Source organism: Methylobacterium sp. WCS2018Hpa-22 (assembly GCF_031843785.1).
Taxonomy (GTDB): domain Bacteria; phylum Pseudomonadota; class Alphaproteobacteria; order Rhizobiales; family Beijerinckiaceae; genus Methylobacterium.
The window spans coordinates 1-26,903 of sequence record NZ_JAVTJA010000004.1 but is presented as its reverse complement, the minus strand read 5'-3'; the positions used below and the strand labels follow the sequence as shown (position 1 = coordinate 26,903).

Below are 26,903 nucleotides of genomic sequence, written 5' to 3'. Positions count from 1 at the left end.
TCGTTCCTCAAAGGGGTATGCCTCAAGATGGGCGCGCCGAGTTGAACGAAGCCTGAAACAGCCGTTCATGGAAGCGTGGATGAAGATATCCGGGACGCCGTGAAACAGGTTCACGAGATCCCGGATCGGCAGAACTCAGTGACGCTCGATGATCGTCGTGCGACGCTCGCCGCCGTGATGGTCATCGTGGTGGTCGTCATGGTGGTGATGCTCGCGCACGACCTCGCGGTGTTCATGGCGGTCCCCGTGATGCCCCTCGCCGTGGCGCTCACCATGACCGTCGCCATGGACCCTGACGCCGCCCGGGCCGACATCGATGTGCTGCGCAAGGGCCGCGACCGGCGAAAAGGCCAGGGTCACGATGGCGGCGATGGCTCCGAACTTGGTCTTCATGTTGAGGCTCCCTCTCTCGAATACTGCGCAGGAACGTACGGATCGAGAAAACCGATCCGAATGCTCCCGGTGAAATTCGGGAATATTTGGCAAGGGAGTTCGTGCGACGCGGGATCGTGTGCGCGAAACGACGATCCTGCAGGGCGGCACCCACGCGGGTTACGGCATGGAAGCGCAACAGCTCTTCGTGGTCGGGCGGAGACTGGAAGGACCACGGGAGGGGTGCCCGCCCCGGCACGAGGCCGAGGCGGGCGGTTCACGGTACCGAGGAGGGCACTACCGTACCGTGAAGCCGTCGGGCGGGAGCGGACCGGTCATCCCCCGCCAAGGGCGTAGCCTATGCCGACGGCAAGGAAGGCGAAGACGACCAGGAGGGGAAGCGTACGCATCGGTGCATCCTCCCGGCCTTCCGAGGTCAGCGTCGTCCGCTCACTTCTTGCCGTGGGAGTGACCGTGGGCGTGCCCATCCTTGTCGGAATGGACGGGCTTGCCGTCCTTGCCGACCTCGCGGGCCTCGCTCTCGCGCGGGTCGTCGCGATGGGCCGGGCCACCGGCCACGCCGCCGGTGTTCGGCACGGAGCGCTCGGGATTGTTCGCGTTCCCATGCCCGTCCTCGGCGGCGTAGGCGGGAGCCGAGAGGCCTGCTAGTAGGCCGAGGGTGAGAAGGGCGGCGATGGTACGCTTCATAATTCTGATCCCTGGGGTTCGGCAGCCGGTGCGGCCGCTTCGAGACCTGAGATAGCGACCCTGTTTTACACCCGGACGCCTGGTTCGTGACGAAGTGTGTCAGCGACCGGCGCGCGGCAGGGAGATCCGGACCCGAAGGCCGCCTCCCGACCGATTGGATAGGGCGATGCCGCCTCCCTCCGCCTCGACGATCCGGCGCGCGATGGTCAGGCCGAGGCCGGTGCCGCCGGTGTTGCGGTTCCGCGACGCTTCGAGGCGGGTGAACGGCTCGAAGGCGCGGGCGACCTCTTCAGGCGGGATGCCTGGACCATCGTCCTCGACGGTGAGCACCAGCTCTTCCGGCTCCACGTCGAGCGAAATAAAGGCGCGGGTCCCGTAACGCACGGCGTTGTCGACGACGTTGTCGAGCGCGCGTCGCAGCGCAACTGGGCGCACCGTCGCGAGTGCGCGGCCAGGGCCCGCATAGGCGACCTCGCGGCCAGCGTCCGAGGACGTGTCGGCGATGCTCATGAGGACGCTCGCGACGTTGGCAACCTGGCGCGGCTCCGGGTCCGCGTCGCCCCGAAGGTACGCCAGGGTCGAATCGACCATCGCCTGCATGTCGTCGAGGTCCGAGCCCATCGCCCGGATCTCGCCGCCCTCGGGCAGCCCGTCGAGGCGGAGGCGAAGCCGCGCGATGGGGGTGCGCAGGTCGTGGGAGACGGCCGCCAGGGCCTGGGTCCGTTCCGTCACCAGCCGATGGATGCGGTCCTGCATCGCGTTGAGGGCCCGGGCGATATCGCGGGTCTCGTCGGGGCCGGCTTCCCTCACGGGGACCACCTTTCCGTGCCCGATTTCGGCCGTAGCGCGGGTGAGGTCGCGCAACGGTCCCGCGATCCGGTGCATCAGAACGACGGCGGCGACACCGACGAGGATGGCCATCGCCGTCGCGAGGTAGGCCCACGATCCGAGCCGTGCGAGGCCGGGTGCATGGGCCGAGCGGAAGGTCAAAAAACTCCCGTCCGCCAGGGCGAGCGCACCGCCCAGGTCCTCCTGATGAAGGGCCTCGTGGCCACTGTCCATCGCGAGTGCGAGACCGGGTTCGAGGCTCGGCTCCGACGCGATCATCCGGGACCTGAGCGACCACATCGCCGGGTCGCCGGCCCTGTCAGGGAGCAGGGTCGAGGTCGGCGACCATCCCAGCTCGAAATGCGCGGACGACAGGGCCTTCGCCTCGGCGTCGCGTTCGGTCTGTGGGCGGCGGAGCACCGCCTCGCGCGCCAGGGTAAGCTGGTTGGCGACCTGCCGCGCGAACGCATCGTCCGCCGCGGCGGTCGCGGATTGCCGATAGAGAAGCAGTGCCCCGCCGTGGACGGCGAGGATGGCCAGGAGCAGGACTGCGACCGTTCGGGCTTCCAGGCTGCGGGCCAAGGGTGCCAGGCGTCTCAAGCGCGCTCAACCTTCGAGGCGAGCATGTAGCCGGCCCCGCGCACGGTCTTGATGACCGGAGGCAGGCCCTCGGGCGGTTCGAGCTTGCGCCGCAGGCGGCTCACCAGGGTGTCGACGCTGCGATCCGTGGGGGACCCGAGCCTGGCACGGGACAGTTCGAGGATCATCTCCCGGCCCAGCACGCGCCCCGGGTGTTCGAGGAAGACGAGGAGGAGGTCGTACTCGGCGCCGGAGAGGTCGACGGCCGCCCCCTCGGGATCGACGAGCGAGCGGCTGCGCATGTCGAGCCTCCAGCCTGAGAAGGAGAGCACCTCGGATACCGGGGACGAGGGCGACGAGGGTGCCATGGAGGCGCGGCGCAAGACGGCACGGACACGGGCCAGGAGCTCGGGCCGGCCGAAGGGCTTGGCCACGTAGTCGTCGGCCCCAAGTTCCAACCCAAGCACCCGGTCGGCCTCCTCGTTGCGGGCGCTGACCATGATCACCGGCACCGTGCTCCTCGCGCGCAACGCCCGGAGCAGGTCAAGGCCCGAGGCCCCGGGCAGCATCACGTCAAGCAGGACGAGGTCGACGCCACCGGCAGGCAGGAGGCGCCAGAATTCAATGGCGCTTCTGCAACCGGTGACACGATAGCCCGCCTCGCGGAGAAGGCGGGTGACCAGCAGACGCAGGCCGTCGTCATCCTCGACGAGGAGGACGTGTTCCGAACCATCGGAACCCGCGTTGCCCCCGTTTTCGTGGATCAACGATTCCTCCGTCCTGCAATGGGCGTCACCGTTCCGTCCGCGGGGGCATTCATACACCCGATGCCGGTCAAACGACGTGGGCGGGTGCGAGGATGCAGGCGGTGTCGCTGCTGGTCTCCACCTGCAGGGTGGTGTGGCCGATGCCGAACCGTTCCTTGATGCCGACGGCCGTTTTCATGAGGAACTCGTCGTCGGGCCGGCCGCCAGGCATTAGGAGATGGGCGGTAAGGCATGTCTCCGTGGTGCTCATCGCCCAGATATGCAGGTCGTGGAGTGACGCGACCCCCGGAAGTCCTTCGAGGTGGCTGCGGACGGCGTCGGGGTCGATGCCCGGCGGGACGGCGGCGAGGGATAGCGTGAGGCTGTCGCGCAGGAGGCCCCAGGTGCTCCAGACGATAATGAAGACGATGGCGAGGCTGACGACGGGATCGAGCCAGGTCCATCCGGTGTAGAGGATCACGAGGCCGGCAATGACCACCCCGGCCGAGACGGCGGCGTCGGCGACCATGTGCAGGAACGCGCCCTTGATGTTGATGTCCCCCTTGGCACCAGAGGCGAACAGCCAGGCGGTGATGCCGTTCACCAGGATGCCGACCGCCGCGACGATCATCACGGTCTTGCCGGCGACCGGGGCGGGCTCGCCGAAGCGCTGGATCGCCTCCCAGGCGATGGCGCCAACGGCCACCAGCAGGAACACCGCGTTGAACAGGGCCGCCAGGATCGAGGAGCCCTTCATCCCGTAGGTGTACCGCGCGCTCGGGGCGCGCTTGGCCAGCACCGTCGCGATCCACGCCACGACGAGACCGAGCACGTCCGAGAGGTTGTGTCCGGCATCGGCCAGCAGGGCCATCGAGTTCGCCAGCACCCCATAAGTGGCCTCGATGGCGACGAAGCCCACATTGAGGGCGATGCCAATTGCGAACGCCTTCCCGAAGCTCGCCGGGGCGTGGGAATGCCCGGGATGGTCATGGGTCGCATGGGCCTCATGGTCATGCGACCCGTGGTCGTGACCGGCGTGTGCGTCGTTCGTCGTCATGGTCGTCCTGTAGCGGTCTTCGACATTCAACGGGTTTGACCGGGGCTCACTTGGCCGGTGCGGGGAGCGTCGCGACGGCGTCTCTCTGGTGCTCGGTCCAGGCCTGCTGAAGAATTTGGATTGAGGAAGTCACGAAGATCTCGGCCATCACCGCCGCCACGATCAGGTCGGGCCACGCCATGACGGCACCCTTTAACCTTAGAGCCGCGACGACGATCATGAGTAAAGGTCCGCCCTCCGCTAGGTAGGCTTGCACTCGATTTGCGCGCCGTGAATTTTGGGGAGGCTCCTACGTGGCGGGCAGGAGGCTCGTTTTTGGAACGTCGGTCGCATCGCCGCAGCCGGCAGTTGGTGATGATGGTGAAGGGGGACGGCGACCGAGGTCTGTAAGTCGTCTGGATGTGCCCGCACGAATGGCGGAAGGGTATGGTGCTGCATCCTCGGCGGGGGCGGTTAAGGGCCAGTTTCAAAGAGCCGTGTGCCCACACTATGGAATCGTCAGAACCGCCTGTCGACGCCAACATACACCCTTTATTGACGTCGGCGGCTGACCTGGGCGCATACTGATGTAGCCAGGGTCATCGATCTCAGCCGCTTGTTCTACCAGATCGTCCCGAGCCACTGTTTCTAGCAGCCGTCGATAAAATCAGATGTCACAGGGTTCGATCACTGGCTGGATGAAGCGCAAACCTGCGGTGTCTGCATGGCGGAGAGCGTCGCTGCCGGCATCACTTAGCACGGAGACGCCATTCTGTCCGCGCTGATACCGCTTTGGAGCAGCAGGCAGGTTGAAGGCACATCACCTTTCTCACCTGAAGGGATTCGAGATCAACCGCCCTACCGAGCAAGCCAACCGACACCGCCTATATCGAGTTGTTCAACGGCCGCCCACGGGGAGAATGTCTGAACGCCTAGTGGTTCCTGTCGTTGACGGATTAGCGCGAAAGCATCGACGAATGGTGGCGCCAATATAACAAAAATCAACCTCACACGACCTCAGATAGCTTAACGCCAAATAATTCGGTGTCAATCATTTACATCTCGATTAATTTTATCCAGATCAGAAGAGGAACAGAGCTAATCTAAAGTTATGTCGGTCTATAGTTGCACTTTTTCCACCATATTGAGACAAGCCGTTCTAACCCTTGTTTGCCAACCTAACTACGTGCCCCCACCAGGACGCCGCCGCCTGCGACTAGATGACAAGGTTAGCACCTCATAAAGAAAACAATAGATTTTTACACGTTACCTGACATAAGCTCTTTAGATGCATCTGATACATAGGGCGAAGTTTCATCCAGGTCATGGAGGCGCCGGAAAAGCATAACTAGGCCCAAATTCGGGCCAGGAGGACCCCTGGGCATGGGAAGTGAGCCCGCAGTGCAACGGCCGCGCGACCGCTTTACCGACGACCTGTTCAACCCCGACGGGCTAAGTTACGCCAATGTCGAAGAACAGATCAAAGCCGAGAAAGAGGCAGCCCGGCAGGCCGCAAAGGCTAGGAAGCTTGAGCGTGCACGCGAAGTCTACGCGCGCAATCGTCTGATCCGCCTCGCGGCGGCGGCGGCGGCCGACTGAAAAGAGCAAGCCCGGCAAGCTGTAAAGCTCGCCGGGCTTTTTCCATGCCTGCAGGGCGGCGGCATCGCCTGTCTTGTCACGACTTAGCGACCATCGAACGCTTCAACGGCCGGTTTATGAGCTGTCGAAATCCCCCCCCCCTTGGGGTCCCTTCCTTGGGCGGCTTGCTCGATTCGTATTTCCCCGATGGTGTTCATGGGTAAGCCGTGGAGATTGATGGACCTCCCATGGGAGCCCTCAAGGATCATGGCATCATCCCATATTTATTTGCATACCCCGCCAAGGCTCCTGGATGACCGCCAGGGCATACCCGAACACCCTGGGTCTCAGAGTGAAGGCAGACTGAAACTCATGGGCGTGTCATGGGAGAAAACGGACTTCGTATGGGCAAGACATGGGAGGAGGTAGGGTAAGTCTCGCGTTAACCTCAGGCGTTAAGGCTAGGCCCCTGTGAACACTGGTTAAATGCCTAAGCTGGGGGCACGTTTCGAATGTGCGGGCTCGCAGAGGTGCCGGGCCGCGCACGGTCGACACCATGCGGATAAAATGCCCCCCCGAACCAATCGCCCCCCCCAGGGGCATGACTTCCCCTTGGACTTCCATTGGAGGACCAAGCCTGCCTTCATCGCCGCCGCCGGCGTCAGCCTGATAGGCCACCCCCGGGCCCTTGAGGCCCGGAACTCTATAATGACGAGCCTCGTCCGCGCCGCCCTCGCGGGCCAGGGCGGCTGGGTCTCATACTCGCGGTCAAAAAGGTTCTACGAGCCCCTGTCCCGGTACGAAGGGACCGCGTACACGTACGACCGGGTCAAGGCGGCGGTGCAGGAGCTCCTGGACCTCGGCTTGATCGAAGAAGAGCGTGCGCTCCCCGGGCCCGCCTCGCACGGCTGGCAGTCACGCATGCGGGCTACCGACCGGCTCATCGCCGCCTTCAACGACTGCCCTTTCGAGCATGTCGGGCCAAGGGAGGTCATCGAGCTCCGGGACGTCGACGGCGAGCGCATGGCGTACACTGACACGGACAACACCCGGCGCCTGCGCAAGGTCATGGAAGCCCGCAACGAGGCCGCCAGCGCCATCCGCATCGAGATGCCCGAGGGCGACGGATGGCTCCACACGCCGGGGCACGTCCGCGCCCGGTCCGAGAAGACCGGCGGCTGGGTTGGCCTTCGCCCCACGCCAGCGCCCATCATGGTCCGGATCTACGGCCGCGGCCGGTGGGACATGCACGGGCGCCTGTACGGCTGGTGGCAGCAGCTCCCCCAGGCCCGACGCATCGAGCTCCTCATCAATGGCGAGGTGGCGTTCGAGGAAGACTGGAGCGCCTGTCACCCTAGGCTCCTCTACGCCATGGCCGGGAAAGTCCCCGTCGGCGAGATCTACGACGTGGACGGGTACGACCCGAGGCACGTCAAAGCGGCGCTCCTCACCGTCATGAACACGAGGACGACCTACGGCGGCATCCTGTCTCTCATGAAGCGGGAAGAGGACAGCCCAGGCGAGTGGCCGCACTCCCTCGACTACACGAAGGGCTTGATGAAAGCGGTCACGCACCGGCACGAGCCCATCGCCCATTTCCTCGGGGCCGACATGGGGGTCCGCCTGATGCACATCGAGAGCGAGATGTGCGTCGAGGTCCTCAAGAAGTCCGAGAAGGAGAACATACCGGCACTGCCGGTGCACGATTCTTTCGTGACGCAGGCCTCGAAGGGGCCCCGAGTGACCGCCATCATGGCCGACGTCATGGATGCGACGTGCGCCGAGATAAACCCCTGTCAGACCTCAAGAAAGAGGGGATTCACCCCACATATGGGAGCGCGGGGTGCGCGGGCGGTTGGTTCCGGGTGTTGCGTGGGTTCTTCCGCCTCCGCGTCTCCTGAGGTCGTCAAGACTGAGGCGGTCTCCGTTCCTGTCTCGCCCGTGGCTTCTCCTACCCCTCGGCCCTTGCGCTGGGACCCGGCGGAGAGGCTTGAGGCGATGATCGCGTACCAGATCAAGACCGAGAGGATCTTGATGTCTGAGGAGCGGTGTGAGGGGATTTTCGAGGCATGGGAGCGGCGAGAGGCTAACGCTCGTGCAATCGCGAAATCGGTATGTGCGTACGAGAACGAAGCCGGAATTCGTGCCTTCCCGACGCACATCGTCCCCGACCGTATCGGTCCCAAGACAGCCTCCCTCAAGCGGGGGCGTAGCCCGAGGAAAGCTGGTTCCACGGTCAGGGGCCGGAGGCCTCGGGGATGCCTCAGTGAGGTCAGGGCGTAGCCTTCAGGATAGCCTCAGGGATAGGGGCCGGAGGCCTTAGGAGAGCCTCGTAGGATAGGGGCGTAGCCTCTAGGGTCACCCTATACCTTGCGGGGGCCGGAGGCCTCAGGAGAGCTTCCCAAGCTGTCAGGGGGGTAGCCAACCGAGATGACATTTTCCTTGTCAGGACCGTAGGTTACGTCGCTTCTCCCCTTGTACAATTCGTCTGAATTCGCTATCTTTTAACTGTCTCCGCATGGGACGGGCGTTGCACCTCAACCCCCGAAACCCCGTCCCCCGCACCACGGAGGACGGGGTTTCTCGTTGTGGCTTGCCAGGGTCGAGCGCACCCTATGAGCATGTCCGCCGGCATCCCCTTGAACCCATCCCTCCCTGCCTCGAAGGCGACCCGTCGTGATGCGGACCGGGCGAGGAAACGCGCCGCCCGTCAGGCCCTTCGCGAGGCAGGCGCGCCTGACCCTCGCCAACTCGATGCGGCTATCGTCGACGCCCTTCGGGACGTTCTCCTGGCCTGCGCCAACTCGGTCGGGAACCGACCGGGGGAGCCCCTGGTGGCTAGCGTCGTGGATGCCAGGGAGGTCCTCCGCCTCGCCCTACGGGGTCTCCGGGGACGCGATAGCGGTGGCGTGCCCCTTCAGACGGAGGCGATACGTGCGGCCTTGGTGGCTCGTCTCGCGCCCCCTCAAGACGGGTCAGGGGCGTAGCCCAAGGGCATCCCTATGCCCAAGGGATGATCCGCACTCCGTCCCTCACCCCTGCACGATTTCATGCAGGGGCATGCCCGTTGGCGGTTTCGATGCCCTGCGTACCCGGAGGCCTCGGAGGGCCTGGGATCGTCCGTTGCACGGCCCCGGGGCAGGATCCCTCCCGTGCGCTGGTCCGTACTGCGTCGCCCTCCCTGACCCCTCCTAGGGGGGCGACGGGAGGGCATCCCCTTCCCGGACAGCCGGTGACAAAGGGCGAGATAGGGGGGGTGGAGTGGGTCCCTCCTGGGGGGGAGGCGAAAGCAGGAGTCGCGGGTCCGTAGGCTGGCCCGGCATACACCGGAAATTTTTGGGTACGCACCCCGCGTACCGCCTGGATGATCAGAGGGTTACGGGTGCGCACCGACGTCCGTCTTAGGTACGCAGAGATCCAGTCCGCACCCGTGCGTACCTTGCGCGGCTACGACCGCAACGCGCGTACGCACTCGGACAGTCAGATCTCCCAGATCGGAGCCGCAATCGAGCGCTTCGGTTTCACGCAGCCTCTCCTTGTGGACGAGCACGACGTGGTCATCCTCACGGACGGCAGCCAGGACGTCCGGACGCTCATATACCTGGCGCACGACAATCTGTTGGGCATCCCGAATTCCAACAACGCGCTCTATCTGTTCGTGGCCACGCGCGACGAGGGCGAGACGTGGTTCTCGACGTCGGTCAATAATGGGGCCGGGACAGGCCCCCCAGTCAACGTTCAGATGTCCTCTTGGGCGGGGATGCACCCCCTTTTCCCGACCTAGCTCCCCAGTCCATCGAGGCGACGCGAGACGATCCCGGGGGCCCCGGACAGGGCCTCCTCCACGAGGTCGTAGAATGGCAACCGCGGCTTGTACCGGGCCTCCTCGACTATGAGCGCCAGGATCTGCGTCTTGCCGTTGCGCCGTCGGATAAGGGCCGGGGGCTTGTCCGGCCGGAGCTTCACCCATCTCACGCCGGGCTGCTGCATGACGCGCTGGACGTATCCGCGGGGCAGGTTTCCGTACGCATTCCGGGGAGCGTCTTTCCCGGGGATCAACGGTCCGAGCTTGGTCGTCGCGTAATCGCCGGCTTTCCGGACCCCACCGAATATCTCAAGGGCGAGGTACCGCGCCTGAAGCGGGAGGACGTCAACCTCGGCCTCGACGTCCCGGCCCCCCGGGCGGGCCTTCCTCACCCCGATCGCTTTCATCGTGAATGGGGTTGGCTTGTCGAGGTGGATGGGCAGTGCTTCGGTCACGTGAAGCCGGGCGGCCTCCGCCAGGGCGTTCACGCTGTCCACGAGCGCCGCTCGGATGTCCGCCGGACCGAGCTCGTCGCGTTCTGGGGGGTCGATTTTGATGGTTACCTGCAGCATGCCGGCATGCTCGGACCGCCGCGTGAAACCGACGAGCCTGCCGCGAAACCGGGTGCCCGCGTCCACTTGGATTTTCGATGCATTGCCTAGGAGTAACGGGTACGTCGCCCCCCTATTGCCTGAGCAATCCTCGGACACGTCCCAGGCAACCAACGCCCAGGGAAACGGTAACCCTGGCGTGACGATCGTCTTGCCAGGGCGATCTGGAGCTGAATCTATGGGTTCCTGGGCGGACGGGGAGACCACGATGAGCAGGCAGACCGACAACTTCCACAACGGCATGCACAGCGGCATGATGGCGGTCGGCGTGGCTCTCGTCGCGGGCCAGCGTGCGCGTCGTGAGGCGCAGGCTTGGGCGCAGGCAGACGCAGATGCGGAGAGCGCCGTCCACCGCCTGGGCCAGGCCCTCATGGCATCCCGTCGTCGGGAAGCGGAACTCGCACGTGATCTCGCCGCGGCTCAAGCGGAAATCCGCGCCCTGCGTCTCGCCCGCCGTCAGTGAGAAATATTCCGTGGGGGGGGTTGTGCCTTTCCCCTGCGGGCCAGATTCGGCCTATTTGCGGACCATTTGCGGACCACGAAAAAAGGGCCCGCCGGGATGACCGGCGGGCCCTTCGCATTGAGGGGGCAGGGGTCAGGCCACCTTGCGGCGGCGGTCCCTCTCCATCGCGAGATTTACGAGCTCGGCGATGGCGACGTCTTCCGGGTCGTCCGAGAGCGGACGCGTCCACGTCCATTCTGCGGATGTGTCCGCAGCCGGTGCGGATGTATCCGCATTCGCGGCCGGGGCCACTTCACGGGGGGCGGGTCCCGTGAGGGACGGCAGGCCGTCGATCAGGGTGCCCGACACGTGGGCCTCAGCCTCGTGCGGCAGCGATGCCGCGAGCGTCACGAGCTCGGCATGAGACAGGCCCCGGGCCCAGGCCAGGACGGGCTCGGGGAGGGTGGACGTGTCCGCGGCCGGCCCCCCAGCGACGAGGTGCCGGGCGTAGGAAACGAGAGGCACGCCAACCTGGTGGCGGGGAGCGGGGCCCTGATAGGGAGCCGGTGCAACCGCAGGGGCAGGCGCATCGAGGTACGCCGCGGCCGCGTCCGTAGCGGGCAGGACGGGGGTCGTGACACCCGTCGCGGACCGGACCGCACGGAGGACCCAGCGGCCACTCTCGAAGATGAGGGCGAAGACGGTGGCGATGGCGGCTGCGGCGAGGGCGGCGATACGGGCGAGGAAGCTCATGGGCGGTGGTCCTGTGCTGGGGGGTGACGATCTCGATTGTCCGGGTCGCCTCGCAATCGACAAATCAGACCGTGGCGAAGATGCTCTCGACCATCGTCCGGGGCAGTTGCTTGTAATGCACACGGAGCAGCCGGAGCGCGTGACTCGCCTGAGCGACGTCGAGCTCCGGCAGTGCGTCGAGGACGTGCCCGTCGATTGTTGTCGATTTCGACCATCCAATATCGTTGCGCGTCGTCGCCCAGTCCGCGTCCTCTCGGGTAATGAGACGGACCCCTTCAAGAGCCAGGGACCTCACTTCGGGACGCTCGGCCAGGGCCCGCTCCCCCTCGTGCACGGTTGCTAACTTGACCTCGGACCGCGCGACGTTCTTGCCCGCGCGTTCGACGAGGGACAGCAGTCGCATCGCGTCGGCGACGTCCAGGTCCGGGCGCTGGAGGAGGCCCTGAGCCTCATCGACGTCGACCCGGCGGGCCCAAGACCACCTTCGATCTTTTAGGGACCGCGTCGCCTCGTCCCGTGCCCGGTCGATAAGGTCAGCGATCCTCTGCCGTTCCGCGGCCGCCGCTGCGGCCCGGGTCGCCTCCCTGGCGGCGACCCGGGCCGGGATGCCGTCGATTGCGATTTGGACGGCGTCCAGGTCGTGATCGGGCGCCTGCCAGAACAAAAGGTCACGCCCCTCACACGTGAGGCCGAGAGCTGAGAAATCAGTCACGCCCGCGGCCATCGCCTCCTGGCACTCGGGCGTCCGGACGGCTCGGCTGCGGTACCGCATGCCGCCACGCGTGTAGTGCAGCTGCCCGGACTGCCACTCCAGTCCCCACCAAGCGGGCGGCTGCACATAGGGGTGGGGCGGCGTCGTGTGGGGCATGAGCGATCCTCGAATCTGCGGATCTGAGTAATGTAGCAATCGTATTTCGGATCGCAACAGAAACCGTCGAGGCTCTTTCGACAACACCGCACGACGATTTCGACAACGATTTGAACAACACGGTGTTGTTGAAACTGTTGTTCAAATGGCATCTAGCCTAAAGCTATCGCCCAGGTTGTATAACATCAAAGGCATAATTTACGTGGACCTGGAAATTCTCGTATGGGTTGCGATATAATGTTCTCGGCGGATTCGCGGAGGACAAAATGGATGGTGGAATTAACGGAAGCGGAGGTCAGGCTGTTGCTTCGCGGGGCATGCCGCCGGGCGGGGTCGCAGGACGCCTGGGCACGCCAGACGGGGCTGTCCCCGCAGCACGTTTCGGACGTCCTGCTCGGACGGAGGGAGCCGGCCGGTCAGGTCCTGAGAGCGCTGGGGCTCTCGCGCAGGGTCCGGTACGTCGAGACGGCCGCCGGGGACCCAAGCGCTACTGCAGGATCCCCCGAGCCCGGTGCGAGGAGTACCTCAACGACGGTCTGACCTATCGCGAGATCGCCCGCGTCGAGGGGTGGGACGAGAAGACGATTGCGGTGCACTGCAGGGGGCTCGGGCTCACATCCCAGCCACGCCAGCCAGTTGTCACGCTCTTAGACGTCGAGAGCGCGCGTGAGGGACGGGAGACTGTCCGAGAAGTCGCGGACCGCCTGGGCGTCACGATCCAGGCCGTGCACATCTGCGCGTACCGGAACGGCACCAGGATCCCGCGGCGTCCCTCACGTCTCGACTACGAGACAATGAGAAGGGTAATCCTCGCGCACGCCCCGCTCTCGCAAGCCGCCCTGGAATTGGGCGTCACTCCCGAGACGCTCTACCGGCGCGCCGGCCAACTTGGTCTGCCCGGCGACCGCCGCGGCCGGACGCTGCTCCGCCGCCGGGAGGGGGGGGTCTGATGTGCGATCTCATCGAGAACCTGCAGAACCTCGGGATCGCCCAGGTCCGGGCCCGCCTGACCCAGGCACGGGCCGCCGCGCAGGCCCTGATCGACGACCCGGCGCTCCCGGAGATCCGGCGCGAGCATCTCGCGGTTGCGCTGGATGACGCAGATGCCCGCCTGCTCGACATGGCCCGCAACATCCTGTTCCACCTCGCCGGCGAGATCGAGGCCGCGGGCGAGCCCGTCGAGGAACGCGTTGACCTGGACGCAAACAGGTCACCCGAGGAGCGTGCGGTGGTCGTGGGGATCCTCGACGATCTCCTTGCCGAGGATGGCCCGTCCCCCGATCCGGTCGCGTCCGGGATGCCTCGGCCTCTGCCGCCGCCGCCGCTTCCGCCGGGAGCCCGGGGCGCACCCACCAGAATCTAGACGCCGCATTTCGAGGCCTGGGCGCCCGGCTAGGGGCGCATTTCCCGCAGCCCTTTCACCGACAGGACCACGCATCATGCGTATCAAGACCTTCGACCACCGGCCCGTGCAGGCCATCATTCGCGGCTCGCTCGACCGCTGCTTCGACAACCGCTCGAACGAGTACCGGGCCGCCGTCATCATGGAAGGCTTGTTTGAAGCCGGCTTCGAGATCGTCCCGAAAGCCAGGCCTGCGGCCGCTGCGTTCAATTCTCTTGGGGCGATGCCCGTGAAGGTGGTCGTATTCGAGGAGCCCGACGACGTTTCTGAGGCCCCAACCCTTGCCCCCAGGGATGTCCACACCCTGCCGGGCGGCCGCAAGGCCTCTGTCATGACGCTCAACGAGAAGCGCATCCTCCAGGCTATTGCCCAGGAGAGCTGGGCAAGGCTCTCGACCCGCGAGTTCGAGACGTACAAGCAGTGCCTCAGTGATTGGTCGGAGGGCGAAGCATCGGGTCCCCGCAGCGGCTACCACGAGGCGCTCGCTCTCATCCGTGCCGGTGAGACGTCCGCGGTCGCCATCGCTGCGGCCCTGGGGGGTGACGGGCGGACGGGTGAGGAGGGGGACGTTTGGGCACTCTACGATGCCCGTCACCGCACCCGGGCACGCTACGATTACAAGGCCGACCCCGACCTGCAGCGGCCCATCAACGCCGCCCAGGGTTAGTCATCTATGACCCTGGGCGCTCGCATTTGAGCGCCCAGGGAGCCGCCTTGGTTCAGAGCTTGATCGTAAAACTGGCATGCTCTGAAGCGGAACGCAAACGCACATGCCCAAGACTAATATGTATCCGTATGTTTACGACCCGAGTTACACAAAATACATTTCCAGATATTGGACGCCACCAAGGGTTCAGAAGAAAGCGGAGTGGCAAAACGCTTGCCGAAACGCGTTCTCGGGCCTCGATATCGCGGACCGCGAGTTCGTCCGTGCATCTGCTTTTATATTATCTGATAAAGACGATTCTTGGACCAAGGGTCGCCTGAGACATCGATTCAATCGTCTGCGAGTACGTATAACTACATTGAGAAGTGAATTTGTACGTTTGTATCCTATGACATTCTACCATGGTATACAGAACTGTCCATGGCGGGAGCGGCATTCACTGACACGCCCGCTGGAAGGGCCGGAGCGGCGCCTGAATTTAATTTGCAGGCTCGCACTCCCCGGTTTGTCGAGATGGCTCGGCCGGCCTCTGCGGTACGTCATTGAAAGCGGCAGGCATCACATGCCCGGCGACGCGTGTGTGTGGCCCGACATCATTTGCATCGTCCCCGGCCCGGGGTTCCTTACCGTCATTGTCCGCCGGGGCCTGCATCACCCCCCGCCGTCGAGCACGATCTATCCGATGTCGGCCGTCGGTCCCCAGGAGGGCAGTGACGGCGTATGGCTCGCAAGGGGTTCCTGGATCTCGAAACGACATCGCGACCGGCCGCCGACGGAGGGCTGGTTTGCCTGGTCATACGTGCCCGGTCCGAGCGGTGAAATCGAATTTCTCGTGCAGGGCGGCAGTGCGAAAGTGGCGCTCCGTCGATTTTGGGCGATCTACGATGCGACTGTGGTCGTGCCCACCTGGCATGGCAAGACGCCAGCGGACAGGCACCTGGCCTGGCTCCCTCCCGAGCCAGCCCCCCTCGACCTGACCGCCGAGGACGAGGAGGCCCTGGAGGGGCTAGAGGGCATCTGTGTGTAGCTGTCACCGTGTGAGGACGCGTTCCTCCGGCTGCGTGTCACTCGCGGCCATGCGTTCGAGGATCTGGCTGAGGGTCACCGGGCGGTACGACCACACGTCGACCCCGACATCCTGTGACTGGGTCGTGCCGGGCAAGAGCCCATGCGTGTGCCCGAAGAGGTGGAGCGACCCCCGATAGGCACGCGGCCACGAACGCATGGGGTAGTGGCAGAGCACGACGTGGCGGTCCTCGACGGAGATCTCCCTGATCCCGTCGTGCTGCTCCGCCCAACCGAGCTTGCGATTCTTGCGGTCATGATTCCCGGCGATGAGGATCTTGCGGCCGTTCAATCTCCGGAAAATCTTGCCGGCATACTCGGGCGTCGAGAGCGCGAAATCGCCGAGATGGTAGACCGTGTCCCCGGGCTGGACGGTCGAGTTCCAGGCCTCGATGAGCATCGCATCGTGCTCCTCTATACTGGCGAACCCAGGGCGCAGACCATGAAGAATTGAGGCATGCCCGAAATGGGTGTCCGCAGTGATGAAGTTGGCCATGACGGCCTCCATAAAATGGAGGCCGGCGCGCGCGCTCAGGTCCTCCTCAGGTGACGGGAAGGGGGGCGAATGCCCGGGTTTTTCGCGACATGGGGGAGGCCTCGGGGGCGGGGTGAATCTGGACGATCGCAGCTCGCCGAGAGGTGGGCAAGCGCGACGTTTGCGCAGGGTAAAGAAATCCCTGGCCTCAATTTGGGATCGACTCCCGGCCTCGTTTGTTCTTCATTCGTTCTCATGAGCGAATCGATGGAGACAGTCGTGGACGAGATGGAACGCGCCTATCTGGATGCCTGCGACGGTGACGCGCGGGATGCCCTGCGCCGGGCCCTGGGCGATGCCCTCCAGGAGCTCGCGGCCGTGGACCGACAGGTCAGCCGGGGTTTCGTGCGGGCGGGCAAGCCAGCGGATCTCGCCCGCAAGCTGGGACCTGAACGACGCGCCCGGCAGGGTCAGGGGGCGGTTGGCTGAGCCCTCCCGGGGCCTCGCTTCGTGCGTTCCCTCGTGACCGGTGCCGGCAGCGCGGCCAGCGCGGCCCGCTCGTTCTCGTAGGCCTCCAGCACCGCATCGACCCACAGGGCCATGCCCTCCGACTTGAGGGGTATCCGTTGGCTCCGGTCGTAGTGAAGGCGCGTGACGGCGGAGCGGCGGTCGCGCTCGTCCTCGGTCACTCCGGCCTCGTGGTCCAGGATCGCGGACGCGGCCCCGCCCAGGCGATGGTCCGAGAGGAACGTCGTGATCGCCCGGCGGACGTCATGCAGCGTCCAAGGCCGGATGCCGTGGATCCCGAAATAATCGACCAGCGGCCGCGCGGTGACCGTCGACCCCGTCACCTTCTTCCCCCGCAGCCGGTAGAGGAGCGCGTTCAGGGCACCCTGGCCGACATGGCCGTCCCCCCGGATCGACGGGAAAAGCCAGCGATTCGTCTCACGGTCGGGATCCTCGGCAAGCACCCGGTCGATCACGTACCAGGCGCCCGGGGGGAGGGGGAGCACAAACGGGCGATCTTCCTTCATGACCCCGGCGCTCCATGTCACGGCGCGCCAACCCGGTCCCGGCACGCCGGCGTCCTCGGGGATGGGGGCAACGTCCAACCGTGCGGTCTCCGCGACGGCGCCCGTGCGCTGGCCCGTGAGGACAGTGAACCACAGCATCGCTAGAGTGCCCGGCGCGGTCGCGTGTTCCGTCTGACCGAGTGTCCGGTATCTCTCCGCGACGGCCAGGGTCCGGGCGAGCTCGTCGATCTCGGGCGCGTGCCTGCGCTTGCCCGGCTTGTATCGGATCGTCCACTGGTCTCGCCAGAGCGGCCACTTCTCAGTCGCCTTCGCCATGCCGGACACGCCGCTATGGTTCGACCAGGCCCAGTCGAGCATCTCCCGTCCCTGGCGTACGGCCCGGGCGGCCGCGCTGCGCGAGTTCGCGGCGATGATCTCGTTCCGGATACCCTGCAGGTCGGTGGCCGTGACCTCACGGACGGGGCGGCGGGCGATCCGGTCGAATGCCTTGTGGCGCAGGTACGAAGCGTATGCGGGGAAGTACCCAGGGTCGAGGTCCGGCCGCTTCTCCTCAAGGAACAGATCGACGAGGTCCCGCCATTCCCACGGGCCGTGCCGCCGCCGGTCCTCGTCGCTCTGCCGTTCTACCTCCACCGGCCAAGCCGCGTCCGCCGAGGTCTCGTGGTCGCCGCCGGTCGTGACCATGGCATGCGCGTAGACGGCGACGTCCTGCCGGGGGTCCCGCCCATCCTTCACGTCCAGCCGGGCCCGGGCGGCCGCCTCACGCGCCGCGGCGACCGAGACGGAAGCCATGTCCCCGAGGCGGAGGGTCGACATGCGGAGCTTGAGGATCCAGTTGCCGGCCGCCGGCGTCACGCGGAGCACGAGCCCCGGGAAGGCGTCGTCGCAGAAGTCGATCCCGCGGCCGGGGACGGTCCCGCTATCGATCATCCGGCGCGCCTTCTTCAGGTGCTCCGCCGTCAGCCGCGCCCGCTCCCGTGCGTATGTCCCCCGCGATGCCGCCATGTCCGTCTCCGTGGATACCGCATGGATACCGCACGTCCGAAACGCGGCCGCAAGAGTCCCCGGGAACGGTCCACCGGGAAAAGCCATGCAGGATTAACGGTTTGCGCGGGAAGCGCCGGGGAGGTGGCGAGGCGGAAAGCCCGGGGGATCGTCCTTCCAAGCTGAATACCCGGGTTCGATTCCCGGTACCCGCTCCACTTTTTTCCCCGACCGATGCGAACGACGTTGCCGGGTGAGGCCGTCCTTCCCTCTCGGTGAACGTGCAGGTGACGCCCCCGGCGCGGCGCCCCTCTTCCTCCTCGACCAGCATGAATAAGCAGCGCCTCCGGCCGGTCGAGCAGGCGGGCCCCACTGTCTGCCCTCATCAATCCGCCGCGACCGTTTCCGAGTTTGTTGTGCGCCCGGCCTATCCGGGAGAGTCGGGGGCGTAATGTCCGGCTGCGATCATGCGTTTGACCGTGGACCGCGCGGCATCGATGGCGATGGCGGCGGCCGAGAGGGTCTTCGCCTCAGTCGGACGCTCCAGGGCGTGCTTGGCGATATCCCCGGCGAGATCGTCGATCTCACGGGCGAGGCCTTCGAGGCGCGTCGGGTCGGCGATGCCCTGCGCCTCCTGTCGGATCTGCAGGAGGCGGTCGGTGGCCTCCTCGATCCGTTCCCGGCGCAACCGCGACAGACGCTGTCCGATCCAGGCCAATGCCGAGCCGATACCGCCACCGAGGAAGGCGACGAGATAGATCCAGGTCTCGTAGCGTTCGATGAAGCCCTGCTGTTCGCGCTCGTAGAAATCGACGGCGCCCGGGTGGATCGGTAGCCGCGCGCTCGTCGCGCCGGCCGTGCTGTCATAGCTCGGCGCCTGCATGTAGTCGGCGGCAGCGGTGACGTTGGCCATGCCGCTGCGCAGCTCGAACAAATGCTGGGTCACGTCTGCCGCGACAGGGCGGGACAGGCCGGCCCGCGCCATCAGGCGATAGGACGCTCCAACCGTGTGGACATCCTCGGCCGGAACTTTGGGACTGCCGCCGAACGTCTCGGCCGGCATGGTGACCGATTGCAGCCGCGGCATCCGCGCGACGATGGCGTCGGCGTTCTCGACGGTCACGAAAGCGACCTTTCGCGTCTTGCTGGCCGCCTGAACGATGCCGACGATCCGCTGTGCCGTGGGCGCGGTCGGGGAAATGACCGAAACCACGGCATCGACCCGCTTTTTGGCGAATGCCGCCGGAAGCTCGGCTTCGGTCATCTCCACGAGGGCAACGTGGCGCGGCGGCAGCGGTCCGTCCGGGTCCTTGTCGAGCAGCGTCAGGCCGTAATGCCCGACCATCGCCTTGATTAGTGCTTGGTCGGCGTCGCGATGCGCGAGGATCGCGAGACGCTTTCGGTCGAGTTCTGGGAAACTCGTCAATCCGGATGGCTCGGGAGACGCGATGATCATGGCCTGATCGCGGAGGATCGCCAGGGTCAGAGCATTATCCGGCAGATCGACATCGGGGCGGACCACGGCGAGATCGGCGCGCCCCTCCTGTAGGGCGGCGGCACTGTCCCTGACGTCGTCGAGGGCGATGACCTTGAGGCGGATCTCCTTGTGCCGCCGGGCAAGAGCATCGGCATAGGCCTGGATCAGCGCCGGCTCGGTCCCGTCCTTCGGCGCGACCGCGATGGTGAGGACGGTCGCCCGAGAGATCCAGTAGGCCGTGGCGGCTCCCAGGCCGAGCAGCACGGCCAGGAGGAGGAAGACGAATTCACGGCGAATGATGCGGCCGGCGAATTTCATGTCTCGGCACTCCGCTCGCCGCTTTGCCGGACGGCACGCTGCATCATGCCACGCCGGAGGGCAGGGCGTGGGGATCGTGCCGGCGAGATCACACGAGACCGAGGGGGAGCGATGTCAACGGGGCCGACGCGGCTGCGTCGTGGCCCGGCCGCTGAGACGGCGGGTGATATAGGCGATGATCTTCGGAAGCACGAAAACGGTCAGGAGTTTACGGAGCATCGAGACTTTCCGGAATGAGGGAGATCGGCGCTCGAGACCGGCAGCAAACCTGGTGTGAGACCGAGGGGCTGGTGACCGCTGCCTGCACGGAGGACCGACGAGACACGTTCTTTGACAGTGCGGCAGGCGGCGCGAACCCAATCGGCTCCGCCGAAATATCCGCATGCGCGTGGAGGCAGAGCGGCGCCCTGCCTCCATACCGCTTCAGCGCTTGCCGGTAACCGTGTCGACCACCGAGGCGACGCCATCCTTGGCCTCGCCGACGGTGCGCTGGGCCTCGCCCTTGAGTTCCTGGGCCTTGCCCTCGGCGACCAGCTTGTCGTTGCCCGTGACCTTGCCGGCGGCCTGCTTGACGTTGCCGGCGGCTTCGTTGGCGAGGCCCTTCAGCTTGTCCGTGGTGCTGCTCATGGGGATGCTCCTTCGGTTCGAGAATGAGATCGCAGGGGGAGGTCCGGCCGGTCGCGGGTGACCGGCCGGGGATCGGCTCAGGCGCGGCGGGCGCCGTAGCTGTCGGCGAGGGTGTGGAGCTTCGGGGCGCCGAGGCGGCCGCCGAAGAAGCCGGCGAGCGCGCCGAGGATCAGGGCAAGCGCACCGTAGAAGGCGCCCTGGGTGGCGGCGGACTTGGCGGCCACGGCTGCGGCCTCGGCCTTCTGCTTGGCGGTGGCGACGGTCTCTTCGTACTGCTTGCGGTAGTCCTGGATCTGCGTCTTGGCCTGGTCGACCGGGATGCCCTGGGCCTTGGCCAGCGCGTCGGCGGCACGGTTCTCGGCCTGGGCCTTCTGGCTCGGATCACCCGTGAACAGGGCGCGGATCGCGGCGACGGCGGCGTCCTTGGCGGCCTGCGGGTCCTGGCCAGCGGCCTGGTTGCGGACGCTCTGCTCGATGCCGTCGAGCGGGTTGGTGATCTTCGACAGCGACGGAGCAGCGGCCTGGGCCGCGGTCTGCACGGTACCGCCGACCAGCGAGCCGGCTCCGCCCAGCGTGCTGGTCACGCCGGAGAAGGCTCCGCCGATGAGGCCGCCCGCAGCGGAGGTGAGAAGATATAGGACGACGAGGGTGGTCACCGCCCAGGAGACGAGGCCGTGCAGGCCGGCGGCGCCCGTGACGGGCTTGCCCGATAGACGCCCGGCGATGAAGCCGCCCGCCAGGGCGGCCACGATGCCCGAGACGATGAACCAGATGCCGGCGCTGAGCGACAGGGTCGAGGCGGCCGGGTTGTCGGCGGCCACCGGTCCGACGCTGGACAGGCCGATGCCGACGCCGACCATGTTGAGGATAACCTGGGTCACCAGGGCGGTGACGGCGCCGGCGAAGATCGCGCCCCACGACACCTGGTTCAGCAGGACGGTGCGGGTGTCGGCGGCGGCGATCGGCGATGCCGGAATGTTGGCGGAAGAAGACACGTGACAAAGCTCCGAGGTCGTCGGCAAACCGAAGGATTCGGTCGTCCGAGCGGGGAAGGACGAAGGGGAAAGTCTAGGGATGGCGGGAACTTAGTTGCGCCCGTGGACGAGGAGGCCGATTCCGTAGCCGAGGAGGCCGGCGGCCAGCAGGGCGGCGACGGGATGTTCGGCAACCCGATAGGTCATCTCCCGACCACCCCGGCGCAGGTTGTTGCCAAGGTTGTGGTAGGCATCTTCGGCGTCATCGTAGGTCTCGCGTGCGGCATTGCGCACGGTGCGTTCGGCACGCTCATAGGTTTCGCCGGCGGCGTCCTGAGCCTCACGCACACGGGCCTTGATCTCACGCCCGTCTTGACCGGCAACGTCGTCGATGGCGTTGCGGGTGGTACTGGCAGCCTCGACGATCGCGTCTTTGGCTTGGCCGTAAAGGTTCTCGGCCTCGCCTTGGACTTCGCGTGCACGGCCCTCGACGGAATTTCGGTTCGAACCGGTCAGATCGCCGACAGCCCCCTGGATCTTCCCACCGAGTTCCTCGGCGGCTCCAGTGATCCGATTGGTATCGACCATGGTATTCCCCCTGTTCACGCACTCATTCAATAGAATCGCGATGGTATTACCCAGAATACGCCAGACCGACGATTTCGCTTCGGACAACCATCCAGATCAGAGAAGTTTCCGCCGATTTTTTATTAGACGGCGATCTTTACAGCACCGAACATTTCGATGACGACGTATTTGATCGAGGCCTTTGTCGTCTGCGCCACTGCTGCAGATTTAGTCTCGTTCAGATATCCATTGGATGTTCTTGGCGCGCACACCTGCATGCCTTGCAGTTCGACATCTTAACTGGCGCGCATCACCCGCCAATCAATGGTTCATTTGTACTGGTAGAGGGATTTTATTTAACCGGTTGATCCGGCCGGAAACCCATTGTTCCGTCCCCAGACGATGGCTTCGGAACGCTTGTGCACGCCGAGCTTGCGGTAGAGGGCGGCGGCGTGGTTGCGCACGGTGTTTCGGGACAGGGTCAGGCGCTTGGCGATGGCATCGTCACCGAGCCCGGAGCAGATGAGATCGAGAATCTGCCGCTCGCGCACCGTCATGTTCGGCGCGATCGCATCCATGTGATCGCCTCCCGGACCGCGCAGGTTGGCGAGCTTGTCGATGAGCCCGCGACTGAACCAGGACGTATCGGCCATGACGGTCTCGATGGCCTCGAACAGGTCGCGCTCGCCGCGCTTGCGCTCCGTGATGTCCTGCAGGACGAGGAGTGCGTAGACATCGTCCCCGATCTCGACCCGTTCGGCCGAGACGAGGCAATCGAGGCTGGTTCCGTCCTGGTGGCAGAGGCAGACTTCAAGGCCGATGACGTAGCCGGTCAGAGCCACCGCGCTCTCGAATTTCTCGCGGGCTGCATCGTGAACCCAGAGCCCGAGCTCCGCGGGCGAACGCCCGGCGACCGTATCGCTGGCATGGCCGAAGACCCGGCTGAAGGCCTCGTTCACCCCCGTGATCGTGAAACCGTCCGCCCGTGCCAGCACGGTTGGCACGGGGGTCAGGCGGAATGCCTTGGCGAAACGCTCCTCGCTTTGGCGCAAAGCCATCTCGGCCTTCCGGCGCAACTCGAGATCGGCGAAGGTGAAGAGCATGCAGGCCTCTTCGCCGAGCTCCATGGGCTGGCCGGCGACGATGACGTGACGCTCGCCCCCGTCGGGCAGTTCGAGACAGGCCTCCATCTGCGGGATGGTGCCACCCTCGTTCAGGCGCGAGATGGCCAGGTCCCGGTTGCGGGCGCCCGCCAGCACATCGACCTCGTAGACGCTGCGGCCGATGACGGCATCCCGGGTATAGCCCGTCATCTCGAGGAACCCGAGATTGACCTTCACGTGGCGCAGGTCGGAGAGCCGGCAGATCACGGCCGGGGCCGGATTCGCGTTGAAGGTCTTCTCGAAGCGATCCTCGGCCTCGAACTGGTCCGAGACGTCCTTCAGGATGAGGGCGAGGCAACTCGGATTGCCCTCCCGATCCGTGGCCACGAGACTGCGGAGGGAATGGACGAAGGTCACGTCCGGCTTGTCGGTCCGGGTCACCTCGACGATCACGTCGTGGAACGTCTCGCCGGATACGACGCGCTCGATCGGATATTGATTGGGGGTGCGATTGTTGCGGTAGCGCAGGGCGAAACGCTCGCGATAGGCATCGACCGTTTCCCCGAGCACGTCCATGGATTCCACGCCATGCATCGCCAGGGCAGCCTCGTTGGCATAGGCGATGGTCTGGTCCGGCTCGACCAGGATCACCCCCTCGCTGAGGCCGGCGATGATCTGCCGGAGTTCGTACCTGTCGACGCCAAGTGTCACCGTCGCTCCCACCGCTCCCCGATCCGGGCCACAGCCCCGCCTTCAACAGATGCATGCGTAAGCAGTTCCAGGGTAAAGCGTCGAAACACTGGTATATCTCGCTGAACTCAGCCCTCTTGATTTCGGTGCGCCCATTCATGATGACGATTGGCGAACTTAAATATTCATTATCTGCTGAAACAGGACCCGTTCTTTACCTTGATAAGTTACGCCCTGAACATCGAGACAAATCAATTTACAAATAAAGAGTCGACCTAAAAAGAAACCGACGAAACAACGCGCCCTATTCACTCATCGCTCGAAAGTTTTTGGTGTGGGCACGCGGAGGCAAGAGGCGGAAAGTCCCGCGTTCCAACGGGGGTCGCGTCGTCACGGAGCGAGCCTGTGCGCCCCCGGCCCGCGACTATTGCTGCCCCTGACGTAACCGGGAGCGTGTGATCGCCGAAATCCGTCTCAGAGCCGCCGTCGACCCTGAGTTGCGATAAGGGGACCGTTCCACATGAGCACGCTTGCCCGCGCTCCAGCCGTCGCGGCGGAATGCCGTTGCCGCGATTTCGATGGCGGAGGACGGTGTGGCCAAGACCCCGGCAGCGACTTAGAGTCTTTGCGATGAGCCTGGCGCAGGCGGCATATTCGGGCCGCTTTTCCGTCCTACCGGCTCGGTCCGAAGCCCCCGGAAGCATCGCGTCCATGCCCGCCCGATCGACGCCATCGTCCGGCGAGGCGTCACTCGCAGCTGCGATGCAGGCGGCTCAGAACGGCGATGCCGTCGCCTATCGCCAATTCCTGCGAGACTGCGTGCCCGTCATCTCCGCGATGGCGAGGGCCAAGGGCGTGCAGGGGCGGAGCCTCGACGATGTGGTCCAGGACACTCTGCTGACGATCCACCGGGCGCGGGCCAGCTACGACCCGTCCAGGCCCTTTCTCCCGTGGCTCCGCGCGATCGCCCATCGGCGCGCCATCGACGCCATGCGCCATGACAGCCGTCGGCCACGAGAGGTTCACGATCCTATCGCCTACGAGACACGCGCCGATGATGGGCCCCCGCCCGGGCACGATCTTGAAATCCGAGCCCGGCGTCGGGCCGTGACCGAGGCCGTCGCCCATCTTCCCCCGGGGCAGCGCGAGGCGATCGAACACATCGCCCTGCGCGAGTTATCCCTCGAGGAGGCGTCCGTTCTCACCGGGCGGACCAAGACGGCGCTGAAAGTCAATTTCCATCGGGCTCTGAAAGCCCTGCGTGCCGCTCTCTCATCCAGCAAGGAGGGCTCGGATGTCTGATCCCGCCAGCCACGAACGTCTCGTCGAGGAGCTGGCCCGGTCGCTCGCGCCGGTCCGCCCGCTGCCGGGGCCGGGATGGCGGGCCGTCGCCTGGTTCTCCGCCGTGCTCGCCCTGGCCATCCTCCTGCTGCCCCTGTCCGACGCCGCCAGCCTGCAATTGCGCCTCGGCGTTCCGGATCTTCGCTATGCCGCGCTCGGGGCAATGTTGACCAGCATGGCCGCAGCCTTCGCGGCCTTCCAGAGCAGCGTGCCGGGCCGCAGCCGGGCCTGGGCTCTTCTACCGATTCCGCCTCTGGTTGTATGGCTCGGCGTCAGCGGGCTCGGTTGCCTGCGGGCCTGGCTCGCTCCGGCTTCGAACCTCGCCGAAACTGGAGAGATGCGCGGCTGCTTCGTCTTCCTGATGGGCGTCTCTCTGCCGCTTTCAATCCTGCTCGTCACGATGTTGCGCCGGGCCTGCCCGTTGAACCCGAGCCTCACGGCGGCTCTCGGAGGCTTGGCCGTCGCGGCGGCGGCAGCGGCGCTTCTGGTGCCGTTCCATCCACACGACGCCACCGTGACGGATCTGGCGGTTCACCTCGTGGCCGTTTTCATCGTGGTCGGCCTCAACGGACTCCTCGGCGGGCGCATCCTCGAAGGCGCGCCCCGCCGACGCCCGGCCGCCACGGCGTCGCAGGCCGATCCGTAGGCGGGCAGGGGCGGCGCGTCCGAGAGAGCGGGGCCCCGCGGCGGCCGGTGAGATGGCCTAGATCATGCCGCGCTAACGTCCTTCGTCCGGCCCTTCCGTCCGCCGACGACACGCATGACCGTGCCATCTCCCTCGGCGCATATCTTCACGCCGACCGACGGTCTCGTCGTTCCCATCTTAAACGAGGAGGCCGTGCGGCCGGTGCCATCGTTCGAGGATGGGACACCCGACCCGACGCGGGCCGTCTGCGTCTCCCTTCACGTTCCCGTCGCCGAACGTTCCGGCGAGGATGGGTCCGGAATGTCGGAGCGCGGATCGGTCGGCGGCCGCTCGGCGCGCAGTTCCCCGCTTGCGGAACGGTATGACTCCGCATCCGAGGTGGAGGCCGGACAGCGAATGGACGACCAAGCCGCAGGTTCGATTCGGCCTCCACAGTCATCATCCCTTGATCATCTGACGCCAAGCCTCTATCCGGGCGGCGTCTTTCGCCCGGCTCGACACCTCGAGCGCCGCCCTGGGCGACCGCTCATGTGACTTTGTCTTAGGAATGTGACGATGGCCAAAGAGAAATTTGCCCGCACCAAGCCGCACTGCAACATTGGCACGATTGGTCACGTCGACCACGGCAAGACGTCGCTGACGGCTGCGATCACGAAGGTCCTGGCGGAGTCGGGTGGCGCGACGTTCACGGCCTACGACCAGATCGACAAGGCCCCCGAGGAGAAGGCGCGCGGCATCACGATCTCGACGGCTCACGTCGAGTACGAGACGGCCAACCGTCACTACGCCCACGTCGATTGCCCCGGCCACGCCGATTACGTGAAGAACATGATCACGGGTGCGGCGCAGATGGACGGCGCGATCCTGGTCGTGTCGGCCGCCGACGGCCCGATGCCCCAGACCCGCGAGCACATCCTGCTCGCCCGTCAGGTCGGCGTGCCGGCGCTGGTGGTGTTCCTCAACAAGGTCGACCTCGTCGACGACGAGGAGCTCCTCGAGCTCGTCGAGATGGAGGTGCGCGAGCTCCTCTCCAAGTACGACTTCCCCGGCGACGACATCCCGATCACCAAGGGCTCGGCCAAGGTCGCGCTCGACAACGGCGACAAGGCCGTCGGCCACGACGCCGTGCTGGCCCTGATGGCGAGCGTGGATGCCTACATCCCGCAGCCGGAGCGTCCGATCGACAAGCCGTTCCTGATGCCGATCG

General features: G+C 65.7%; 28 protein-coding genes. 12 read left to right on the top strand and 16 right to left on the bottom strand.

The annotated features are described in order from the left end of the window. Positions 1 to 135: 135 nt before the first annotated feature. The 6 genes from RQI43_RS06545 to RQI43_RS06520 all read right to left on the bottom strand — a co-directional run bounded on the left by RQI43_RS06545 (position 136) and on the right by RQI43_RS06520 (position 4,510). Complete coding sequence (locus tag RQI43_RS06545) at positions 136 to 393, bottom strand: hypothetical protein (protein WP_018044283.1); 258 nt, start codon at positions 391 to 393, stop codon at positions 136 to 138. A 429-nt stretch (positions 394 to 822) separates the two neighbouring features. Then, positions 823 to 1,080, bottom strand: a complete 258-nt coding sequence (locus RQI43_RS06540) for a hypothetical protein (protein ID WP_018044282.1) — start codon at positions 1,078 to 1,080, stop codon at positions 823 to 825. Positions 1,081 to 1,179: 99 nt separating this feature from the next. Beyond that, on the bottom strand, positions 1,180 to 2,508 hold the full coding sequence (locus RQI43_RS06535; protein ID WP_026176008.1) for an ATP-binding protein: 1,329 nt from the start codon (positions 2,506 to 2,508) through the stop codon (positions 1,180 to 1,182). Next, positions 2,505 to 3,254, bottom strand: coding sequence for a response regulator transcription factor (locus RQI43_RS06530; RefSeq protein ID WP_018044280.1), 750 nt, complete (start codon positions 3,252 to 3,254; stop codon positions 2,505 to 2,507). The genes RQI43_RS06535 and RQI43_RS06530 overlap by 4 nt, the downstream gene beginning before the upstream one ends. Positions 3,255 to 3,321: 67 nt before the next feature. Beyond that, positions 3,322 to 4,290: a cation diffusion facilitator family transporter gene (locus tag RQI43_RS06525; RefSeq protein ID WP_018044279.1), complete on the bottom strand. Its 969-nt coding sequence runs from the start codon at positions 4,288 to 4,290 to the stop codon at positions 3,322 to 3,324. Positions 4,291 to 4,336: 46 nt separating this feature from the next. Further along, positions 4,337 to 4,510 carry a hypothetical protein gene (locus RQI43_RS06520; RefSeq protein WP_018044278.1) on the bottom strand — a complete coding sequence of 58 codons (174 nt, stop codon included), beginning with the start codon at positions 4,508 to 4,510 and terminating at the stop codon, positions 4,337 to 4,339. A gap of 1,142 nt (positions 4,511 to 5,652) precedes the next feature. Here RQI43_RS06520 and RQI43_RS06515 point away from each other — a divergent pair. From RQI43_RS06515 to RQI43_RS06505, 3 genes are all read left to right on the top strand, one after another. Beyond that, positions 5,653 to 5,868 (top strand): hypothetical protein, encoded by a 216-nt coding sequence (locus tag RQI43_RS06515; protein WP_082479311.1) that lies wholly within the window; start codon positions 5,653 to 5,655, stop codon positions 5,866 to 5,868. Between the two features lie 687 nt (positions 5,869 to 6,555). Further along, the gene (locus RQI43_RS06510; protein ID WP_238206020.1) at positions 6,556 to 8,130 is read left to right on the top strand and encodes a hypothetical protein; all 1,575 of its coding nucleotides are present in this window, start codon (positions 6,556 to 6,558) and stop codon (positions 8,128 to 8,130) included. Positions 8,131 to 9,229: 1,099 nt separating this feature from the next. Next, complete coding sequence (locus RQI43_RS06505; RefSeq protein WP_155911983.1) at positions 9,230 to 9,631, top strand: hypothetical protein; 402 nt, start codon at positions 9,230 to 9,232, stop codon at positions 9,629 to 9,631. Here RQI43_RS06505 and RQI43_RS06500 read toward each other — a convergent pair. After that, a complete protein-coding gene (locus RQI43_RS06500) occupies positions 9,628 to 10,224 on the bottom strand; it encodes a hypothetical protein (protein ID WP_155911982.1) in 597 nt (198 codons plus the stop codon). The genes RQI43_RS06505 and RQI43_RS06500 overlap by 4 nt on opposite strands. A 247-nt stretch (positions 10,225 to 10,471) precedes the next feature. Between RQI43_RS06500 and RQI43_RS06495 the strand changes: the two genes are divergently transcribed. Beyond that, on the top strand, positions 10,472 to 10,726 hold the full coding sequence (locus tag RQI43_RS06495; RefSeq protein ID WP_238254267.1) for a hypothetical protein: 255 nt from the start codon (positions 10,472 to 10,474) through the stop codon (positions 10,724 to 10,726). Positions 10,727 to 10,858: 132 nt separating this feature from the next. Here RQI43_RS06495 and RQI43_RS06490 read toward each other — a convergent pair whose 3' ends face one another. Continuing rightward, the gene (locus RQI43_RS06490; RefSeq protein ID WP_019904513.1) at positions 10,859 to 11,458 is read right to left on the bottom strand and encodes a hypothetical protein; all 600 of its coding nucleotides are present in this window, start codon (positions 11,456 to 11,458) and stop codon (positions 10,859 to 10,861) included. Between the two features lie 64 nt (positions 11,459 to 11,522). Next, positions 11,523 to 12,182, bottom strand: a complete 660-nt coding sequence (locus RQI43_RS06485; protein WP_311274622.1) for a hypothetical protein — start codon at positions 12,180 to 12,182, stop codon at positions 11,523 to 11,525. A 938-nt stretch (positions 12,183 to 13,120) separates the two neighbouring features. Here RQI43_RS06485 and RQI43_RS06480 point away from each other — a divergent pair. From RQI43_RS06480 to RQI43_RS06465, 4 genes are all read left to right on the top strand, one after another. Next, entirely contained in the window at positions 13,121 to 13,276 is a 156-nt protein-coding gene (locus RQI43_RS06480) for a hypothetical protein (protein WP_192216327.1), read from the top strand. Continuing rightward, positions 13,276 to 13,689, top strand: a complete 414-nt coding sequence (locus tag RQI43_RS06475; RefSeq protein ID WP_018044274.1) for a hypothetical protein — start codon at positions 13,276 to 13,278, stop codon at positions 13,687 to 13,689. The genes RQI43_RS06480 and RQI43_RS06475 overlap by 1 nt, the downstream gene beginning before the upstream one ends. A gap of 76 nt (positions 13,690 to 13,765) precedes the next feature. Further along, positions 13,766 to 14,395 carry a hypothetical protein gene (locus RQI43_RS06470; RefSeq protein WP_018044273.1) on the top strand — a complete coding sequence of 210 codons (630 nt, stop codon included), beginning with the start codon at positions 13,766 to 13,768 and terminating at the stop codon, positions 14,393 to 14,395. 562 nt (positions 14,396 to 14,957) lie between these two features. After that, a complete protein-coding gene (locus RQI43_RS06465; protein ID WP_018044272.1) occupies positions 14,958 to 15,422 on the top strand; it encodes a hypothetical protein in 465 nt (154 codons plus the stop codon). A 3-nt stretch (positions 15,423 to 15,425) separates the two neighbouring features. Here the strand turns inward: RQI43_RS06465 and RQI43_RS06460 are convergent, their stop codons facing one another. After that, positions 15,426 to 15,968 (bottom strand): metallophosphoesterase family protein, encoded by a 543-nt coding sequence (locus tag RQI43_RS06460; RefSeq protein ID WP_018044271.1) that lies wholly within the window; start codon positions 15,966 to 15,968, stop codon positions 15,426 to 15,428. Between the two features lie 234 nt (positions 15,969 to 16,202). On the opposite strand from RQI43_RS06460, the gene RQI43_RS06455 reads away from it, so the two are divergent. Beyond that, positions 16,203 to 16,424 carry a hypothetical protein gene (locus tag RQI43_RS06455; protein WP_238206022.1) on the top strand — a complete coding sequence of 74 codons (222 nt, stop codon included), beginning with the start codon at positions 16,203 to 16,205 and terminating at the stop codon, positions 16,422 to 16,424. Here the strand turns inward: RQI43_RS06455 and RQI43_RS06450 are convergent. The 6 genes from RQI43_RS06450 to RQI43_RS06425 all read right to left on the bottom strand — a co-directional run bounded on the left by RQI43_RS06450 (position 16,406) and on the right by RQI43_RS06425 (position 23,730). Then, entirely contained in the window at positions 16,406 to 17,974 is a 1,569-nt protein-coding gene (locus RQI43_RS06450) for an integrase arm-type DNA-binding domain-containing protein (RefSeq protein ID WP_056306583.1), read from the bottom strand. The genes RQI43_RS06455 and RQI43_RS06450 overlap by 19 nt on opposite strands. A gap of 406 nt (positions 17,975 to 18,380) precedes the next feature. Further along, entirely contained in the window at positions 18,381 to 19,748 is a 1,368-nt protein-coding gene (locus tag RQI43_RS06445; RefSeq protein ID WP_311274621.1) for a TAXI family TRAP transporter solute-binding subunit, read from the bottom strand. A 423-nt stretch (positions 19,749 to 20,171) separates the two neighbouring features. Continuing rightward, positions 20,172 to 20,375: a CsbD family protein gene (locus RQI43_RS06440; RefSeq protein ID WP_311274620.1), complete on the bottom strand. Its 204-nt coding sequence runs from the start codon at positions 20,373 to 20,375 to the stop codon at positions 20,172 to 20,174. A 77-nt stretch (positions 20,376 to 20,452) separates the two neighbouring features. Next, complete coding sequence (locus RQI43_RS06435; protein ID WP_311274619.1) at positions 20,453 to 21,370, bottom strand: PhnA-like protein; 918 nt, start codon at positions 21,368 to 21,370, stop codon at positions 20,453 to 20,455. A gap of 90 nt (positions 21,371 to 21,460) precedes the next feature. Beyond that, positions 21,461 to 21,937 (bottom strand): CsbD family protein, encoded by a 477-nt coding sequence (locus tag RQI43_RS06430; RefSeq protein WP_311274754.1) that lies wholly within the window; start codon positions 21,935 to 21,937, stop codon positions 21,461 to 21,463. A 335-nt stretch (positions 21,938 to 22,272) separates the two neighbouring features. Then, complete coding sequence (locus RQI43_RS06425) at positions 22,273 to 23,730, bottom strand: helix-turn-helix transcriptional regulator (protein WP_311274618.1); 1,458 nt, start codon at positions 23,728 to 23,730, stop codon at positions 22,273 to 22,275. A gap of 690 nt (positions 23,731 to 24,420) precedes the next feature. Between RQI43_RS06425 and RQI43_RS06420 the strand changes: the two genes are divergently transcribed. The 3 genes from RQI43_RS06420 to RQI43_RS06410 all read left to right on the top strand — a co-directional run. Then, positions 24,421 to 25,011, top strand: coding sequence for a sigma-70 family RNA polymerase sigma factor (locus RQI43_RS06420; protein ID WP_311274617.1), 591 nt, complete (start codon positions 24,421 to 24,423; stop codon positions 25,009 to 25,011). Continuing rightward, positions 25,004 to 25,696 carry an NrsF family protein gene (locus RQI43_RS06415; protein WP_311274616.1) on the top strand — a complete coding sequence of 231 codons (693 nt, stop codon included), beginning with the start codon at positions 25,004 to 25,006 and terminating at the stop codon, positions 25,694 to 25,696. Before RQI43_RS06420 ends, RQI43_RS06415 begins: the two co-directional genes overlap by 8 nt. Positions 25,697 to 26,251: 555 nt before the next feature. After that, positions 26,252 to 26,903: GTP-binding protein (locus tag RQI43_RS06410; protein WP_311274615.1), on the top strand; the 652-nt coding region annotated here is incomplete at its 3' end.